The following is a 15,710-nucleotide window of genomic DNA, read 5'->3' on the forward strand; positions in this document are numbered from 1 at the left end:
TGATGCCGAGCCCCGGCGGCGGTTCCGGTCCGAGTGACCGTGCCCTGACCGGTGCGCAGAAGGTCGCGCTCATCCTCATGCAGATGGAGACCGACCGCGCCGCCGAGGTGATGAAGCAGTTCACCGAGATGGAGGCCGAGGAGATCTCCGCCGAGATCGTCCGGATGCGCCGCGTCGAGGACACCGTCGTCGACCAGACGCTGTCGGAGTTCCACCGGATCACGATGAGCGGCCGGCTGCAGAAGCGCGGTGGCAAGGAGACCGCCCTCGGGCTGCTCGAGGCGTCGTTCGGCGCCGAGCGGGCCGCCGGCGTGATGGACCGTCTGGCCTCGAACCTCGCCGGCCAGTCGTTCGACTTCCTCGACGACGCCGAACCCGGCCAGGTCATCTCCCTGCTCGAAGGCGAGCTGCCGCAGACGATCGCCCTCGTGCTCGCCCACCTGGGCCCCGGGCAGGCCAGTGCCGTGCTCGCCGGGATCGACGAGCGTGTCCGGACCGACGTCGCCCAGGCCTTCGCCACCATGGGCAGCGCGACCCCCGAGGCCGTCGGAATCGTCGCCGGTGTGCTGCGCCAGCGCGCCGGGGCCGTCGTGTCGCCGCGCGAGAGCGTCGAGGTCGTCGGGGGCATCGCGCCCCTGGTCGACATCATCAACCGCTCGGACGTCGCGACCGAGAAGGCCGTGCTCGAGGGACTCGAAGCCCGGGACCCGGAGCTCGCCGAGGACATCCGCTCCCGCATGCTCACCTTCGAGGACATCGTGAAGCTCGAGTCCCGCGACATCCAGCAGGTGCTGCGCGGCATCGACTCGAAGATCCTCGCGACCGCCATGAAGGGCGCAGCCGGACCCGTCGTCGAAACCATCCGCGCGAACGTGTCCGAGCGCAACCGCGAACTGCTCGACGACGAACTGCAGGCCATGGGCCCGGTCCGCGTCTCGCAGGTCGAGGAAGCCCGCGCCGAGGTCGTCCGCTCCGTGCGCGAGCTCGAGGCCCAGGGCGTCGTCACCGTGCACCGCGCCGAGGAGGACGAGCTCGTTGACTGACACCGTCGTGCACCGCGTCGCCTTCCCGGTGCTCGCCGACCCCGCCGGACGCGAGCGTGCGTCGAGCGCGGACGTCCGCGGGCACGCGGCCGGGTACACCGCCGGCCTGCGGGCCGCGCAGGCCGAGACCGACGCCCTGCGCGCCCGGCTCGAGGCCGAGCACGCCGCGCGGATCACCGCGCTGCAGGCCGACACGGCCCGCCGGATCGCGGTCCTCGACGCCGCCACGAACGCCATGCTGTCCACGGTCGCACCCGTCCTGGCGGACGCCGAGGCGTCGGTCGCGAGTGCGGCAGTCGACCTGGCCGAGGCGATCGTCGGCAACGTGGTCCGCGCCTCCAGGCCCGCACACGACGCGACCGTCGTCGGTCCGGACGGACCGGGCAGCCGGGAGGCCCGGATCGCGTCCGGCGCCGAGGCCACCGTCCGGCGGGCACTCGCGTCCGTCGACCGCACGGTCCCGGTGGCCGTCCGGCTCAGCCCGGCGGACGCCGCGCGCGTCGCCGGCCTCGACCTGCCGGTGCCGGTCGTCGCCGACGGCGCCCTGCGCGACGGCGACGCCGTCGTCGACCTGCCGGACGGCATGCTCGACGCGCGCATCGCCACGGCGCTCGACCGCGCCCGCACCGCCCTCGGTGTCGACGCGACGGGAGCCGACCGGTGACCGCCACCCTGCTCCGTCCGCGCGGCCTCGACGAGGCGCTGCTGCGGGCCGCACCCCAGCGGGTCGGTGTCGTCACGAGCGCCGTCGGCCTGGGGCTGACGATCGCCGGACTCGACGCCCGCGTCGGTGAGGTCGTCACGGTCGGCGCCGAGGACGGCGAGCAGACCGCGGTCGAGGTCGTCGCCACCGATGCCTCGGGCGTCCGCTGCATGCCGCTCGGCCGCCTGACCGGCGTGACCGCGGGCACCCCGGCGCGTCCGACCGGCCGCCCGGTGCTCGTGCCGACCGGATCCGGTCTGTTCGGCCGCGTGCTCGACGGACTCGGCCGACCGATCGACGACCGCGGGCCGCTCGAGGGCCCCGGCGGCGGACCGGTCACCTGGGTCCCGCTCGACCACGACACCCCGAGCGCGATGGCCCGGACCCGCATCGACACCCCGATGCAGCTCGGCGTCCGCGTGCTCGACACCCTGACCACCGTCGGCCGCGGGCAGCGCATGGGCCTGTTCGCCGGGTCCGGCGTGGGCAAGTCGTCGCTGCTGTCGATGATCGCGCGCGGGAGCGACGCGGCCGTCAACGTCATCGCCCTGGTGGGGGAGCGCGGCCGTGAGGTGCGCGAGTTCCTGGAGGACGACCTGGGACCCGAGGGGCTCGCCCGCTCGATCGTCGTGGTGTCGACCTCCGACGAGCCGGCGCTCATGCGCCTGCGTGCCGCGTTCGTCGCCACCCGCATCGCCGAGTCGTTCCGCGATGCCGGGCAGGACGTCGTGCTCATGATGGACTCGCTCACCCGCGTCGCGATGGCGCAGCGTGAGATCGGCCTGTCGGTGGGGGAACCGCCGGCCACCCGGGGCTACCCGCCGTCGACGTTCTCGGTGCTCGCCGGACTGCTCGAGCGCGCCGGGACCGACCGCGTCGGCAGCATCACGGGCATGTACACCGTGCTCGTCGACGGCGACGACCACAACGAGCCGATCGCCGACGCCGCCCGCAGCATCCTGGACGGCCACGTCGTGCTCGACCGCAAGCTCGCGATCACCGGGCACTTCCCGTCGGTCGACGCCCTCGGCTCGGTGTCCCGCGTCGCCTCGAAGGTCACCCGACCCGAGCAGCGTGCCGCCGCCACCGTGCTGCGGAAGGTGATGGCCGCCCGAGCCGGGGCCCAGGACCTGCTCGACGTCGGTGCGTACCAGCGCGGGTCGAACCCGCTCGTGGACGCCGCCGTCGACCACCAGGGATCGATCGACGCGTTCCTGCGCCAGGGCATGGACGAGCGGGCCACGGCCGACGCGTCCTGGCAGCGCCTCGGCGGCCTCGTGCAGCAGCTGGGGGTGTCCTGATGGCCCGCCGTTTCCCGCTCGCCGGACTCCTGCGCCTGCGTCACACCGAACAGGACCGTGCCGCCGCCACACTGGCCACGGCGAACGAGCGCGTCCGCGACGCCGCCGACGCCCGGATCGCCGCACGCCGCAGCCTGGCCGACAGCGAGGACGCCCAGCCCATCCAGGACGCCGCCACCCTGAGCGCCGTCGCCGCAGCCCGTGCCGCGACCCGCGGGATGCTCGAGGAGCTCGACGCCGTGGTGCAGAACCGCCGTGCCGACGCCGACCGGGCGCAGCAGGACTACACCGCCGCCCGTCGTGCCGCCGTCGGCCTCGAGAAGCTCGAGGGCAAGCACACCGAGCAGCAGGCGGCCGAGGAACTCCGGACCGAACAGAACGCACTCGACGAGATCGCGGCACGACGCCGCACGGAAGGTGGTGCCCGATGAGCGTCGAAGCGGTGCTCTCCCGGATCTCGGAGATCCGGTCCCAGATCGACACGCTGCGCGGCGGGACGGCCACGGCTGCCCCGAGCGCGTCCGCCACCAGCGGTGCCGCGGGGTCCTCGGCCTTCGCCGACGCCCTCGCCACCGCCGACGGCACGACCGGCGCCGCGAGCGCTGCCGGTGCGACCGCCGCAGCGACCCCGACGGCCACTCGTGCCCCGGTGACCTCGGTCGACGCCGGCGCCGGCACCCTCGCCACCGGCAGCGGTGCCACCGGGGCCGACGTCGTGGCCGACGCGAAGAAGTACCTCGGCGTCCCGTACGTGTTCGGCGGGGAGACGACCGCGGGCATGGACTGCTCGGGCCTGGTGCAGACGGTCTTCAAGGACCTCGGGGTCACGATGCCCCGGGTCGTGCCGGACCAGGCGAAGATGGGCGTCGAGGTCGGCTCCCTGAAGGACGCGCAGCCCGGCGACCTGATCATCCCGAAGGGCGAGGGCCACGTCGTCATCTACGTCGGCGACGGCAAGGTGCTGCACGCGCCGCGCCCCGGCAAGGACGTCCGGATCGTCGACAACTGGTACTCCGACGCCGACATCGCGACCATCCGCCGGATCGTCCCCGCCCAGGCGGCCCCGGCGGCCGTCGCTGCGCCGACCGCCTCGGCTGCGCGTTCCGCGACCGACCTGCAGACCGCCGCGCTGCTGTCCATGATGCAGTCCGGGAGCGCCGCATGAGCCTGACCATCGCCACCCAGCCGTCCGTGCCCACCACACCCGGGCCCACCCGGGGTGCATCGTCCGACCCCGCGGCTGCCGGGTCCTTCGGTGTGGCACTGACCGCCGCCGTCGCGACCGAGCGGCGCCCCGGCGATGGTGGTGCTGGGCGGGACGACACCGATGGCCGCACGGCGGACGGCTCGGCTGCGACGCCGGGCACCGCCGTTACGCCGTCCACGTCTGCGGCCACGTCCGCGTCGGACCAGGCGGTGCCGAGCGACGCAGCGCCCGTCGACGCGCAGGCGCTGCTCGCCGCCGGACTCGTGGCCGTGGCCGCACCGATCGCTCCGGCCAGCCGCGCCGCCGAGACCTCCGCCGACGGCCCACACGCCGTCGTGGCAGCAGCGGCGACCGCCGGAACGACCAACACCACGACCACGACACCGCCGTCGGTGGAGGGGGACCCCTCGACGCCGGTCCCGTCGACCCCGGCGCCGACCACCGCTCCCACAACGGCGACCCCGCAGCAGGTACCGGCATCGGGCGCGGCACCGGGAACCGCTGCCGCAGCGACGACGGGCACGGCGACCACCGCCGCGACGACCCCCGCCGTGACACCCGCCGGCACCGCGTCTCCGGCCGCTGCCGCGACGACCGTCGCCGACGCCACCCCCGCGACGACCGCTGCGTCGACGACCAGGGCCACGAGCGACCCGGCGACCACCGCCCCGACCGCCGCTCCCGCGATCGCGGCCCCCGCCGCCTCCCGCACCGCCGACGGCGACACCGCCACCGTGACCCCTGCTCAGGCGCCGGTCGTGGCGGCCGCCGCCCCGGCAGCCGGCACCGGCTCCCGAGCCGGCCACGGGACGGAGCAGCAGGCGTCGACGCCGGGTGATCCGGGCCTCCCGGCCGTCGCCCCCAGCCGCGGTGGTGAGACGCCGTTCGTCATGTCGACGACGCCGACCGCCGCGCCCGCCGCGGCGACCGCGCCGGCCCCGGCACCGCTCGCCCAGCAGCTGGCGCGACCGGTGTTCTCGCTCGCACAGGCCGGCCCCGGCGAGCACGTCGTCACGGTGCAGGTCGTGCCGGACAGCCTCGGCCCGGTCACGGTCCGCGCGCACGTCACCGCCCACGGCATGCACGTCGAGCTGTTCGCCGCGTCGGACGCCGGCCGCGAGGCCGTCCGCCAGGTCCTGCCGGACCTGCGGCGCGACGCCGCCGGCACCGGTGTGAGCACCACGCTCGACCTGTCGTCGCAGAACCAGCCGCAGGACGCGCCGGGGTCCGACGAGCGCCCGGCCGCGCGTGCGCTGCCTGGCGACCCCGGCCTGGAGGCGCGGGTCACCCCGCGTCCGCAGCCCACCACCCACACGCCCTCCATCCGCACCGCGGGACTCGACGTCCTCGCCTGATCCGGCTCACGAACAGGAACGCACCATGCCCATCGACGGCATCACCGGCAGCGTCGACCCGACCGCGCAGGCCGCGGCCCTCGCCGCGAACTCCACCGCCCAGAAGTCCCAGACGATGGACTCCGAGGTCTTCATGAAGCTGCTCGTCACGCAGCTGCGCAACCAGGATCCGTCGTCGCCGATGGACACCAACCAGATGATCGGCCAGCAGACGCAGCTCGCGATGATGGAGCAGATCACCAACCAGACCACGACGGGGAACGAGAACTTCTCGCTCCAGATGCGCATCGCCGCAGCGAACCTCGTCGGCAAGCAGGTCAGCTACACCGACGCCGACTCGGGCAAGTCCGTCACCGGGACCGCCTCGGCCGTGTCGTACGCGAACAGCGTGCCCACGGTCACCGTGAACGGGAAGGAGGTCGCTCTCGACGTGATCTCCGGCATCACCACCACCGCTCCGGCGTCCTGACGCCCGCTCGTTCTTTCCTCGTTCGTCCTCGCTCTTCCTCGTACTTCCTCGCTCTTCCTGCCTCTCCGAAAGGACGCACCATGCTCCGCTCGCTCTACTCCGGGATCTCCGGCCTCCGCTCCCACCAGCAGATGCTCGACGTCACCGGCAACAACATCGCCAACGTGAACACCGTCGGCTTCAAGTCGTCGACCACCGTGTTCCAGGACACCCTGTCGCAGATGACCCAGGGTGCCGGCGGACCGCAGACCGGCATCGGCGGCACGAACCCCGCCCAGATCGGCCTCGGCGTGCAGGTCGCCGGCGTCTCCACGAACTTCTCGCAGGGCTCGGCGCAGGCCACCGGCAAGGCCACCGACCTGATGATCTCGGGCGACGGGTTCTTCGTCACCCGCCTGGGCAACGACACCGTCTACACCCGTGCCGGGGCGTTCGACTTCGACGCCAACGGCCGCCTGGTCACCGCCGACGGCAAGATCGTGCAGGGCTACCCGGCCACGAACGGCGTCGTCAACGAGAACGGCCAGCTGTCCGACATCACGCTGCCGCTCGAAGCAGCGGCCCCGGCGGTCCGCACCACCGCCGCCACCGTCGCCGGCAACCTGCCGTCCGAGACCGCCGTCGGCCAGACCATCACCCGCGAGGCCACCGTGTACGACGCCTCGGGTGCCAAGCACACGATGTCCCTCGCCTACACGCGCACCGCCGACGGCTGGGACGTCACCGGGCGCAACGGCCAGGGCACCACGGCGACGACCTCGCTGACCTTCGGCACCGACGGCAAGCTGACCGCCGGCGGTACCCTCGCCGTCGGGGGCATCCGCGTCGACATGGGCGACCTGACCGGCTTCGCCTCGCTCAACACCGCGGCGATCGGCTCGCAGAACGGCCGCGAGGCCGGCGCGCTGCAGGGCTACTCGATCTCGAAGGACGGCACCGTCACCGGCACGTTCTCGAACGGTGCGTCACTCGCGCTCGGCCGCATCGCGCTGGCAACGTTCGCCAACCCGGCCGGCCTCGAGAAGACCGGGGCGTCGGGCTACCGCGCCACGGCGAACTCGGGCGGGGCGACGGTCGGCGGCCCCGGCTCGGCGGGCGTCGGTTCGCTCGCTGCGGGGACGCTCGAGATGTCGAACGTCGACCTGTCGCAGGAGTTCACGAACCTGATCGTGGCGCAGCGCGGGTTCCAGGCGAACGCCCGCATCATCACCACCTCGGACGAGGTGCTGCAGGAGCTCACGAACCTGAAGCGCTAGGCGCGGGGGCTGCTCGCGTCGCGGGCGTCGCTGCGCTCGCGTCTCGCGTCGCGTCGCGGTCGCTTGGTGAGCAGGAATGGTCGGGTGCTGAAGGGGGACTCGACCGTTCCTGCTCACCATCGTTCGTGGTGCAGGGAGTTCGGCGACCGTTCGTGACGAAACGCTGCGTCGTGACGTCTCATCGGTGCGATGCGCGAGAACCACGACACCGACCACCAGTCCGACCACCGATGCTGCAGCGTCTTCGACCGCTGGCGGTGTGATCGACCACGCGGCCACGACGGCGTGCACGAGTCGCGTGCTCCCGGCGGCCGCACGAGCTGGAACGACGCGCTGACCGGGCGGGGGCTCTCGGACGTCTGAGCGAACCGGGCCGGTGGCCCCGGGCTGGAACGGCGCGCTCCCGTTCGTCAGAGGCGTCCGAGCCCGTTCCCGAAGAACACGGTCCCGATCAGCACGAGGACGACCACGGTGACCGTCCTGGCGTTGCGGGCCATCCAGGCGCGGACCGCCTCGAGGCCGGCGCGCGCCTGTTCGGCTCGGACGAGTGCGAACACGACGGGGCCGCTCACCGTGCTCGTGGTGACGAGGGCGGCGCCGCCGAGCAGCACCACCGCCGGCACGGATGGCACGTGCGCGGACCCGAGGACGATCCCGAGACCGCCGGCGAGGAGCAACGCCTTCGGCCGGAACGCGAGCAGGGCGCCGACGGCGAACGCGACGGCCGGTCGCACGGTCGCGAGCAACCGGGTGAGTCGGCTCGTCGCTCCGGTCCCGCCCGGTCCCGCAGGTCGGCGGAGCAGCACGACGCCCGCGGCTGCCGACACGGCGCCGAGGAGCATCTCCAGTGCGCCGAGCAGCGGCGCCGCCCGGACGTGCAGCGCCGGCACCACCACCGATCCGAACACGGCGGTCATGACGACGGTGACGACGAAGACGCCCGAGGTGTACCCCGCGGTGTAGAGCACGGCGGGACCGGCGCCGCGCCCACCCAGGAGCAGCGTGAGCACGCCGATGACGGGGACGGAGCTCAGGGCACCCGCGATGACGAGGGGCAGCATCTGTCCGATCGTCGCGAGCATGCGTCGACACCGATCACGAGGTCGTCCTGGTGACGTCCCCGGCCTTCCAGGTGCGGTCGAAGTAGGGCTCGAGGGGGCCGTAGAACCGCAGGTACGAGAACCAGTGCCGCCCGGGGATGGTCTGCACCCAGTTGCTGGCTCCTGCGGCGGGTTCGGTCGGCCCGAAGTGCAGCACGACGGAGCCGTCCGGTTCGGTCACGAGGTCGTCGTCGCGACTGCCCCGGTCACCGCGCTGCTGCTCGTTGTCGATGAGGCACCGTGTGGCGACGTCGTAGACGGTGACCGACCAGAAGAGGGCGGCGGGCACGTCGGCAGGAACGGTGAGCGTGTAGTCGACGCCCCCGTCGAGCCAGGCACCGTCCGCGTCGACGTACGCGCCGAGGTAGGCCTGGCCCTTGCCCGGGACCGTGCTCTTCATCGCAGCCGAGAAGCTCACCGCTTCGTAGAACCAGGAAGCCCGCTCGAGCAGCTCGTCGTACCAGGGCCCGCGCTGGGACGAGTTGGTCAGGACGACCGCGGTGTCCCACTGCCGGTCCGGCCAGTACTTCGCTCCCGGGAACCGCTTGGCGAAGGTGTTCGCCTGCGCCATCCGCTCGCCGTTGACGGTTGCCCGCTCGAGGATGCGCCGCAGCCGGTCGTCGGGCGCGAACGGCGTGCCGGGTTCGATGCCGAGCTGGCGCAGCACGGCGAGGAAGAACCGGTCGCGTTCGTCGACGACCTCGGTCTGGTAGATCTCGTGCAACCGTTCCCAGTAGGCGATGCCGCGTGGCTGGTCACCCGACCATCGCCGGCCACCGGGGGAGACCAGCCGCGTGGTCGGTGGATCCGCGTGCACCGCGAGCGGATGGACGCGCACCGCCTCGGCGAGGGACGCGCTCCGATCCGGGTCGGGGTCGAGGGTCCGGAAGCCGAACATCACGTTCACACCGGTGCTCTCGACGACCGTCCAGTCCGACGGGTGGTCGGGGACGTCCTGGCCCGGTCCGACCACGAGGGTCGTCCCGCCTCGACCGGAGTCCGCTCCCATCTCACCCAGCACCGCGACCTCCCGTTGCCAGAAGTCGGAGATCCCGCCGGCAGTCGGGCCGGGTGGGAGCTCGATCACCAGCGGGCCGGTCGCGGACAGGTCGAAGAAGTTCAGGATGTACGGCGTCGTCGCGTTCGCGGTGATCAAGCCGAGCCGGTCCTGGTAGGTGAGGTAGCGGACGAGGTCGTGGTCGGTCGCGCCGAAGACGTCGCGGTGCTGTGTCCGCCACTGGGCGTAGGACACGATCGGCAGCGCCCAGAGGTACGCCTGGCACGCAAGCTGGTGGTCGAGTTCGTCGAAGATCCCTGCGAGGTCCTCGCGGGGCGGGATGTCGGCGGCCGTGGGCGAGACGTCAGTGGTCATCCCCGGATCGTCGTCGTCTCCGCCGTGCACGGCATCACCCGGGGTGGGTGAGCCAGACCCGCCGACCGGATCACCCCGTTGGGGTGGTCCTGCGGGCCCGGCCGGCCGGGTAGACCTGCTCCCATCAACCGCGGAGGGAACCGACCATGGACTTCTGGACCACGTTCTGGGCGATCGTCTGGTACGCATTCTTGGCATTCACGTTCGTCGCGGCGCTCATGGCGCTCTTCTCGGTCATCGCCGACCTGTTCCGGGACCGCGAGCTGAGCGGGTGGTGGAAGGCCGTGTGGGTGCTGTTCCTCGTGTTCGTCCCGTTCCTGACGGTGTTCGTCTACCTCATCGCGCGCGGCCGGGGCATGGCCGAGCGGAGTGCTCGAGCGGCGCACCAGGACCAGCAGGCTGCCGAGGGGTACATCCGGCAGGTCGCCGGGACGTCACCGGCTGACGAGATCGCGAAGGCCCAGGCACTGCTCGACGCGGGGACGATCACGTCGAGCGAGTTCGCGAGCATCAAGGCACACGCCCTCAGCACGACGCGCACGTCCGCGACCGCCGGGGCGGTGTGAGCGGTGCGCACGTTCACCTACGGTCCCGCCGAAGCCTTCGTGGTCCTCCACGACGGCGACCTGCCGGACCGTGCCGTCCTCGGGGCGCTCACCGACCTGATCGCGACGGACACCCTGCGGCTCCTCGACATCCTGCTGATCAGTCGCGCTCCTGACGGCTCCGTCCGGGTGCGCGAGATCGACGACGTCACGGACCCCGGGCTCGCCGGACCGATCGTGCTCGAGGCTCGTGGTCTCGCCGCCAACGACGACGTGGACGAGATCGCCGACTCGTTGGCACCCGGGACCTCGGCGGCGATCGTCGTCGTCGAGCACGTCTGGGAGAAAGCCCTCGCCGAACGGTTCGCCGCGAGCGGTGGGCAGCTGCTCTGGAGCGCGCGCATCCCGGCACCGGAGCTCAACGAACTCGCCGCCACGGCACACATCGGCTAGGAGAGACGACCATGTTGTTCAGACGTTTCGGTCGACCCGGACTCCTCGGCCTCGCCGCTCGCACCGCGGTCGTGGCCGGTACCGCCGGCGCGGTGGGCGGCGCGATCCGCACCCACCAGCAGGCAGCCGCGCAGGAGCGTGCAGCTGCCGACGCCTGGGACGCCGAACAGACCGTTCCCGTCCCACCGACACCCCCGGCACCGCGGGACGACGGCGGGGACCTGCTGCGCGAGCTGGAACGGCTCGGCCAGATGCACCAGCAGGGGCTGCTCGACGACGCGGAGTTCGCAGCCGCGAAACAGCGGCTCCTCGCCGGCTGACCACGACCGACACCACCGAACCACCCAACGGAAGGAACACCATGGCAGACCTCATCGTCATCTCGTTCGACGACGACGCCCGAGCCACCGCCGCGTACGACGAGATCCAGCAGTTGCAGGACGACCTCGTGGTCGAACTCGCCGGCCTCGCACTCGTGCACGTCGACGACAAGGGCAAGACACACGTCGAGACCCCGGGACCGGTCGGGAACGTTGGCGCCGGCGCAGCCGGGGGAGCGCTCTTCGGCACGCTCCTGGGCCTGCTGTTCTTCGTGCCGTTCTTCGGCCTGGTCATCGGCGGGGCGCTCGGCGCCCTCTTCGCCGGCCTGGACAAGACCGGCCTGAACGCGGAGTTCCGCGACCGCGTGAAGTCCGCGGTCGCGGACGGGCGGTCCGCGGTCGTGGTCTACGCGACCAAGATCACCGAGGACAAGTTCGGCGAGGCGCTCTCCCGGTTCGGCGGCACGGTCGTGCAGACGTCGCTGTCCGAGGCCGACGAACACGAACTCGCGCACGACATGACGGGTGCTCGCTGAGCTCCCTCCGGTGACGCGCCGCCGGTCCTGGACGGGTGGCGCGTCACCATCTCCTCCGACGACGGAAGGGTCCGGGCCATGGGCGCACTCATCGCCAGCCTCACCGCCCCGGCACTCGGCATCCTCCTGAGCCCGCTGGCGATCATGGCCCTCGTCGCGGAGCTGCTGTCCCGGCGGAACCGTGCCAACGGCATCGCCTACTCCGCCGGCTGGCTGCTGGGTGTGATCGTCGGGGTCGGGGTGTCGGTCGCGGTGTTCACCGCGGTCGACTTCCACCCACGGACGGACACGTCGTCCTGGCTCGCCCTGGTCCGGCTCGTGATCGCGCTCGTCCTCCTGCTGACCGCCGTGTGGGTGTTCCGTCGCGGCGGCAAGGACCTGCGGAAGATGGCCGCCGCCTCGACTCCTGAGCAGATCGCTGCCGCTGCTCCACAGCTCCCCGGCTGGTTGCAACGGGTCAGCGAGTTCACCCCGGGACGGTCGTTCGCGCTCGGCTTCGGACTGTTCGTCCTCAATCCGGTCGACGCCTCGTGCGCGATCATCGCCGGGCTCGACATCGCGAGTGCACCGGTGGGCACGGCTGCCGGTGCAGCGGTCGCCGTCGGGTTCGTCGTCGTCGGCGTGGCACCGATCGCCGTCCCGGTGTGCTTCGTCGCGGTCCGTGGCGCCGCGGCCGCGCCGGTCCTCGAAGGACTCCGGACCTGGATCGCCGGGCACACCAGCGTCCTGAACGGTCTCCTCATCCTCGTCATCGGTGCGCTGCAGCTGCAGAAGGCCCTCGCAGCGCTCATCCCGTGACGCCACGTCGAAGGGCGCATCCATGACCAGCACCGCCGACGAACTCACGACCCTCCGCGCTGAGAACGCCGCACTCCGTGCTCGGTTGGCTGCCCGCGACGGAACGTCGACCCACCCTGGACCACGACGGCGCTGGCGACGGGCCGTCCCCGCTGCCGCGCTGATCGTCATCGGCGCGCTGCTCGCCCCCGTGACGGTGGTCGCCGTCTGGGCCGAGCGCGAAGCGTCCTCGACCGAGGCCTTCGTGGAGACGTTCGCCCCGCTCGCTCGCGACGGCTCGGTGCAGGCCCTCGTCGCATCGAGGACGGTCGCGGTGATCAACGAGCGACTCGACGTGTCGCAGCTCACCGGAACGGTCTTCGACGGGATCGCCCAGCTCGACCTCCCACCACGCGCGAAGGACGCGCTGGGCGCGCTGCAGGCGCCTGCGACCGCCGGCATCGAGGGACTGATCACCAGCACCGTCGACCGGTTCGTGGCGTCCGAGCAGTTCGCCGAGCTCTGGGACCGCCTCCTGCGGACCGGGCACACCCAGATGGTCGCCTCCCTGCGAGGAGACCGGGACGCCGCCGTTTCCATCGGTGGAGACGGCGCGATCGGCATCCAGCTCGGTCCGGTCGTCGCCGAGGTGAAGAGTCGACTGATCGAGCGCGGGCTCACGTTCGCGGCGCGGATCCCGAGCGTCGACCGGACTCTCGTGATCGCGACCTCGGACGCCGCGGTGCGGGCGCAGACAGCGTTCGCGGTGGTGCAGATCGTGGCCGGGTGGCTGCCGTGGATCCTGGTCGCCACCATCGGACTCGGCGTCGTCACGGCAACCCGACGAGCACGCGCGCTCACGCTCGCAGCGGTCGGCGTCGCCGTGACGATGATCGTGACCCTGGTCGCCGTCGGGGTCAGGCGGGTGCTGACCGTCCACGCCCTCGCCCCTGACCTGATGCCCAGGAACGCCGCTCGGACGATCTACGACAGCGTGGTCGCCTTCGTCGCGAGCGCCGCCGTCGCCGGAACGGTCCTCGCCCTCTCCGTCGCACTCGTCGCGTGGTACGCGGGCTCGTCGTCGTCCGCGCGGACGGTGCGCGGGTGGTTCGTCCGCGCCGCGGGATCGCTGCGTGCCGCCGCAGAACGACGTGGTCTGACGACGGGGCGGGTCGGCGTGCTGGTCTGGCGGGGACGCGTCGTCATCCGGACACTGGTCGCGACCGCAGCGGCCGCGCTCGTCGTCGTCGCCGCCACCGAACTCGTCGGGCGACCCTCGGCGCCGCGCACCGGGGTCTCACCCGGAACGGACGATCCCGCGCCCTCGTCCGCTCACTAGCGTCCGACGTGGTGGTGCGCAGCGCATCCCGGCAGCAGGGAGAGGGCACGATGCCGTTCTGGAAGCACCACGCTCAGCCGACGCCGTCACCGTCACCGACACCGACACCGGGGCTGACCTCCGGGTCCACACCTGTGACTGGAGGGGAGCAGGGATCCACCCCGGACCGGGGGTTGCGGATCATGCTGGGTCTCGCCGCCGCGGTCGTCGTCGCCGTCGGCTGCGCACGGTTCTCGGGGATCATCGCCCCGACCGTGCTCGCGCTCGTCGTGACGATCTGCGTGCAGCCCGCCCGGGTGTTCCTCGAACGGCTGGGGTTCGCCCGCAGCCTCGCCTCCGCCGTCGTGATCGTCGTGATCCTGGTGCTGCTCGTGGGCTTCTCGGCCGCCCTCGTGCTCTCCGTGGCCCAGTTCGCCACGTTGTTCCCGCAGTACGCAGCCCAGATCCACGCCTTCGAGGAGCAGCTCGGCGACTGGCTGACGTCCCTCGGCATCGGGCAGGAGCAGGTCCAGGCGCTCCTCGCAGGACTCGACCCCGGGAAGGTCGTCGGTGCCGTGTCGGGTGTCGTGGGCAGCGTGTTCAGCCTCGGCGTGGGCCTCCTCGTGGTGCTCGCGCTGATCGTCTTCATGACGCTCGACGCCGGGTACGGGCGACTGATCGCCGACCGCGTCCGTCCCGGACGACCGCAGCTCGTCGACGCGCTCGCGTCGTTCACCGCGAGTGTGCGGAAGTACATGGTCGTCACGGCGGTGCTCGGTGCCGCCGTGGCCGCCCTCGACGCCCTGGCACTGGTCGTGCTGCAGGTCCCCGGCGCCGCGCTCTGGGGGCTGCTCGCCTTCATCACCGGGTTCATCCCGAACATCGGGTACTGGATCGGCATCATCCCGCCGGTCGTGCTCGCGCTCCTCGCGAACGGGTGGGGGAGCGCCGTCGCCGTCATCGTCATCTACGCCGTGATCAACGGAGTCATCCAGTCCGGCCTGCAGCCCCACATCGTCGGCTCTGCGGTGTCGCTCAACCAGACGATCGCGTTCCTGTCGGTCGTGTTCTGGTCCGCGGTCCTCGGCCCGCTCGGCGCCGTGCTGGCGATCCCGCTGACGCTCCTGGTGCGGGCGCTGCTCGTCGACGCGAACCCGGACGCCCGGTGGATCCGGCCGGCGCTCGGCGACGTCGCCGGTCTGTCACCGCCGACGTCACGGGAGCGCCGTCGGCGCGAGCGGAGCACGTCCCACCACCCAGACAGGAGCACACCGTGAACTTCGCGTCCCTCTTCGGCGAGATGCTGCCGCAGGCAGTCACCATCGCCATCAGTCCGATCCCGATCATCGCGGCGATCCTCATGCTCCTCTCGCCGCGTGCACGCACCGTCGCACCCGCGTTCCTGGTCGGGTGGGTCGCCGGCATCGCCGTCGCGGTCGTCGTCGTGACCCTGCTGTCCTCGTCGATCCCGGCGGCGGACCCCGACGCGTCGAAGCCCGTGGCCGGCATCGTCAAGATCGTGCTGGGCGTGCTGCTGCTGCTGCTCGCCGTCCACCAGTGGCGCGGTCGACCGCAGCACGGGACGACCCCGGCGCCGCCGAAGTGGATGACGGCGATCGACACGATCACCCCGGCCAAGGCCGCCGGCCTGGCGTTCCTGCTCGCGGCGGTCAACCCGAAGAACCTCATGATGGCCGTGGCGGCGGGCGTCACCGTGGGGACGAGCGCTGCCGCCGGCGGCACCGTCGTGTGGTCGGTGGTCGTGTTCGTCGTGATCGCCTCGCTCAGCATCGGGGTCCCGGTCCTCGGCTTCCTGGTGGCGGGGGACCGGGTCGCGGGTCCGCTCGGGAACCTCCGCGACTGGCTCACCGTCAACAACGCGACGATCATGGCCGTCCTGCTGCTCGTGATCGGCGTGACGACGGTCGGCAAGGGGATCGGGGCGTTCTGATGCG

At 72.3% G+C, this 15,710-nt stretch carries 19 protein-coding genes; 17 read left to right on the forward strand and 2 right to left on the reverse strand.

The window, feature by feature from the left end; genetic code table 11:
* The first annotated feature begins 2 nt into the window (after nt 1-2).
* The 9 genes from fliG to DEJ06_RS18335 all read left to right on the forward strand — a co-directional run bounded on the left by fliG (nt 3) and on the right by DEJ06_RS18335 (nt 7,697).
* Nucleotides 3-1,043 (forward strand): flagellar motor switch protein FliG, encoded by a 1,041-nt coding sequence (fliG, locus tag DEJ06_RS12665; protein ID WP_071244891.1) that lies wholly within the window; start codon nt 3-5, stop codon nt 1,041-1,043.
* A complete protein-coding gene (locus tag DEJ06_RS12670) occupies nt 1,036-1,707 on the forward strand; it encodes a hypothetical protein (protein ID WP_111039528.1) in 672 nt (223 codons plus the stop codon). Before fliG ends, DEJ06_RS12670 begins: the two co-directional genes overlap by 8 nt.
* Nucleotides 1,704-3,047, forward strand: coding sequence for a FliI/YscN family ATPase (locus DEJ06_RS12675; RefSeq protein ID WP_111039529.1), 1,344 nt, complete (start codon nt 1,704-1,706; stop codon nt 3,045-3,047). The genes DEJ06_RS12670 and DEJ06_RS12675 overlap by 4 nt, the downstream gene beginning before the upstream one ends.
* The gene (locus DEJ06_RS12680; RefSeq protein WP_071403924.1) at nt 3,047-3,478 is read left to right on the forward strand and encodes a flagellar FliJ family protein; all 432 of its coding nucleotides are present in this window, start codon (nt 3,047-3,049) and stop codon (nt 3,476-3,478) included. The genes DEJ06_RS12675 and DEJ06_RS12680 overlap by 1 nt, the downstream gene beginning before the upstream one ends.
* Nucleotides 3,475-4,212: a C40 family peptidase gene (locus DEJ06_RS12685; RefSeq protein WP_111039530.1), complete on the forward strand. Its 738-nt coding sequence runs from the start codon at nt 3,475-3,477 to the stop codon at nt 4,210-4,212. Before DEJ06_RS12680 ends, DEJ06_RS12685 begins: the two co-directional genes overlap by 4 nt.
* Entirely contained in the window at nt 4,209-5,609 is a 1,401-nt protein-coding gene (locus DEJ06_RS12690; RefSeq protein WP_111039531.1) for a flagellar hook-length control protein FliK, read from the forward strand. Before DEJ06_RS12685 ends, DEJ06_RS12690 begins: the two co-directional genes overlap by 4 nt.
* A gap of 25 nt (nt 5,610-5,634) precedes the next feature.
* Nucleotides 5,635-6,078: a flagellar hook assembly protein FlgD gene (locus DEJ06_RS12695; protein WP_071403921.1), complete on the forward strand. Its 444-nt coding sequence runs from the start codon at nt 5,635-5,637 to the stop codon at nt 6,076-6,078.
* 80 nt (nt 6,079-6,158) lie between these two features.
* Nucleotides 6,159-7,334 carry a flagellar hook protein FlgE gene (locus DEJ06_RS12700; RefSeq protein WP_110863826.1) on the forward strand — a complete coding sequence of 392 codons (1,176 nt, stop codon included), beginning with the start codon at nt 6,159-6,161 and terminating at the stop codon, nt 7,332-7,334.
* 189 nt (nt 7,335-7,523) lie between these two features.
* The gene (locus DEJ06_RS18335; RefSeq protein WP_164941101.1) at nt 7,524-7,697 is read left to right on the forward strand and encodes a hypothetical protein; all 174 of its coding nucleotides are present in this window, start codon (nt 7,524-7,526) and stop codon (nt 7,695-7,697) included.
* A gap of 47 nt (nt 7,698-7,744) precedes the next feature.
* Here the strand turns inward: DEJ06_RS18335 and DEJ06_RS12705 are convergent, their stop codons facing one another.
* Together DEJ06_RS12705 and DEJ06_RS12710 are read right to left on the reverse strand one after the other, a co-directional pair.
* On the reverse strand, nt 7,745-8,416 hold the full coding sequence (locus DEJ06_RS12705) for a GAP family protein (RefSeq protein WP_111039532.1): 672 nt from the start codon (nt 8,414-8,416) through the stop codon (nt 7,745-7,747).
* Nucleotides 8,417-8,429: 13 nt separating this feature from the next.
* Nucleotides 8,430-9,806 (reverse strand): DUF1254 domain-containing protein, encoded by a 1,377-nt coding sequence (locus tag DEJ06_RS12710; protein WP_111039533.1) that lies wholly within the window; start codon nt 9,804-9,806, stop codon nt 8,430-8,432.
* Between the two features lie 146 nt (nt 9,807-9,952).
* Here DEJ06_RS12710 and DEJ06_RS12715 point away from each other — a divergent pair, with 146 nt between their 5' ends.
* From DEJ06_RS12715 to DEJ06_RS12750, 8 genes are all read left to right on the forward strand, one after another.
* A complete protein-coding gene (locus tag DEJ06_RS12715) occupies nt 9,953-10,372 on the forward strand; it encodes a PLD nuclease N-terminal domain-containing protein (RefSeq protein ID WP_111039534.1) in 420 nt (139 codons plus the stop codon).
* A gap of 3 nt (nt 10,373-10,375) precedes the next feature.
* Entirely contained in the window at nt 10,376-10,804 is a 429-nt protein-coding gene (locus DEJ06_RS12720) for a DUF6325 family protein (protein WP_111039535.1), read from the forward strand.
* 11 nt (nt 10,805-10,815) lie between these two features.
* Nucleotides 10,816-11,124: an SHOCT domain-containing protein gene (locus DEJ06_RS12725; RefSeq protein ID WP_111039536.1), complete on the forward strand. Its 309-nt coding sequence runs from the start codon at nt 10,816-10,818 to the stop codon at nt 11,122-11,124.
* Nucleotides 11,125-11,165: 41 nt separating this feature from the next.
* Nucleotides 11,166-11,660: a DUF1269 domain-containing protein gene (locus DEJ06_RS12730; protein ID WP_111039537.1), complete on the forward strand. Its 495-nt coding sequence runs from the start codon at nt 11,166-11,168 to the stop codon at nt 11,658-11,660.
* Between the two features lie 78 nt (nt 11,661-11,738).
* A complete protein-coding gene (locus tag DEJ06_RS12735; protein ID WP_111039538.1) occupies nt 11,739-12,458 on the forward strand; it encodes a GAP family protein in 720 nt (239 codons plus the stop codon).
* 22 nt (nt 12,459-12,480) lie between these two features.
* On the forward strand, nt 12,481-13,776 hold the full coding sequence (locus DEJ06_RS12740; protein ID WP_111039539.1) for a hypothetical protein: 1,296 nt from the start codon (nt 12,481-12,483) through the stop codon (nt 13,774-13,776).
* Nucleotides 13,777-13,958: 182 nt separating this feature from the next.
* Nucleotides 13,959-15,032, forward strand: a complete 1,074-nt coding sequence (locus tag DEJ06_RS12745; RefSeq protein WP_181436841.1) for an AI-2E family transporter — start codon at nt 13,959-13,961, stop codon at nt 15,030-15,032.
* Nucleotides 15,029-15,706 carry a GAP family protein gene (locus tag DEJ06_RS12750; protein ID WP_258372492.1) on the forward strand — a complete coding sequence of 226 codons (678 nt, stop codon included), beginning with the start codon at nt 15,029-15,031 and terminating at the stop codon, nt 15,704-15,706. Before DEJ06_RS12745 ends, DEJ06_RS12750 begins: the two co-directional genes overlap by 4 nt.
* Nucleotides 15,707-15,710 lie beyond the last annotated feature (4 nt).

This window comes from Curtobacterium sp. MCLR17_051, from assembly GCF_003234395.1.
GTDB lineage: Bacteria > Actinomycetota > Actinomycetes > Actinomycetales > Microbacteriaceae > Curtobacterium > Curtobacterium flaccumfaciens.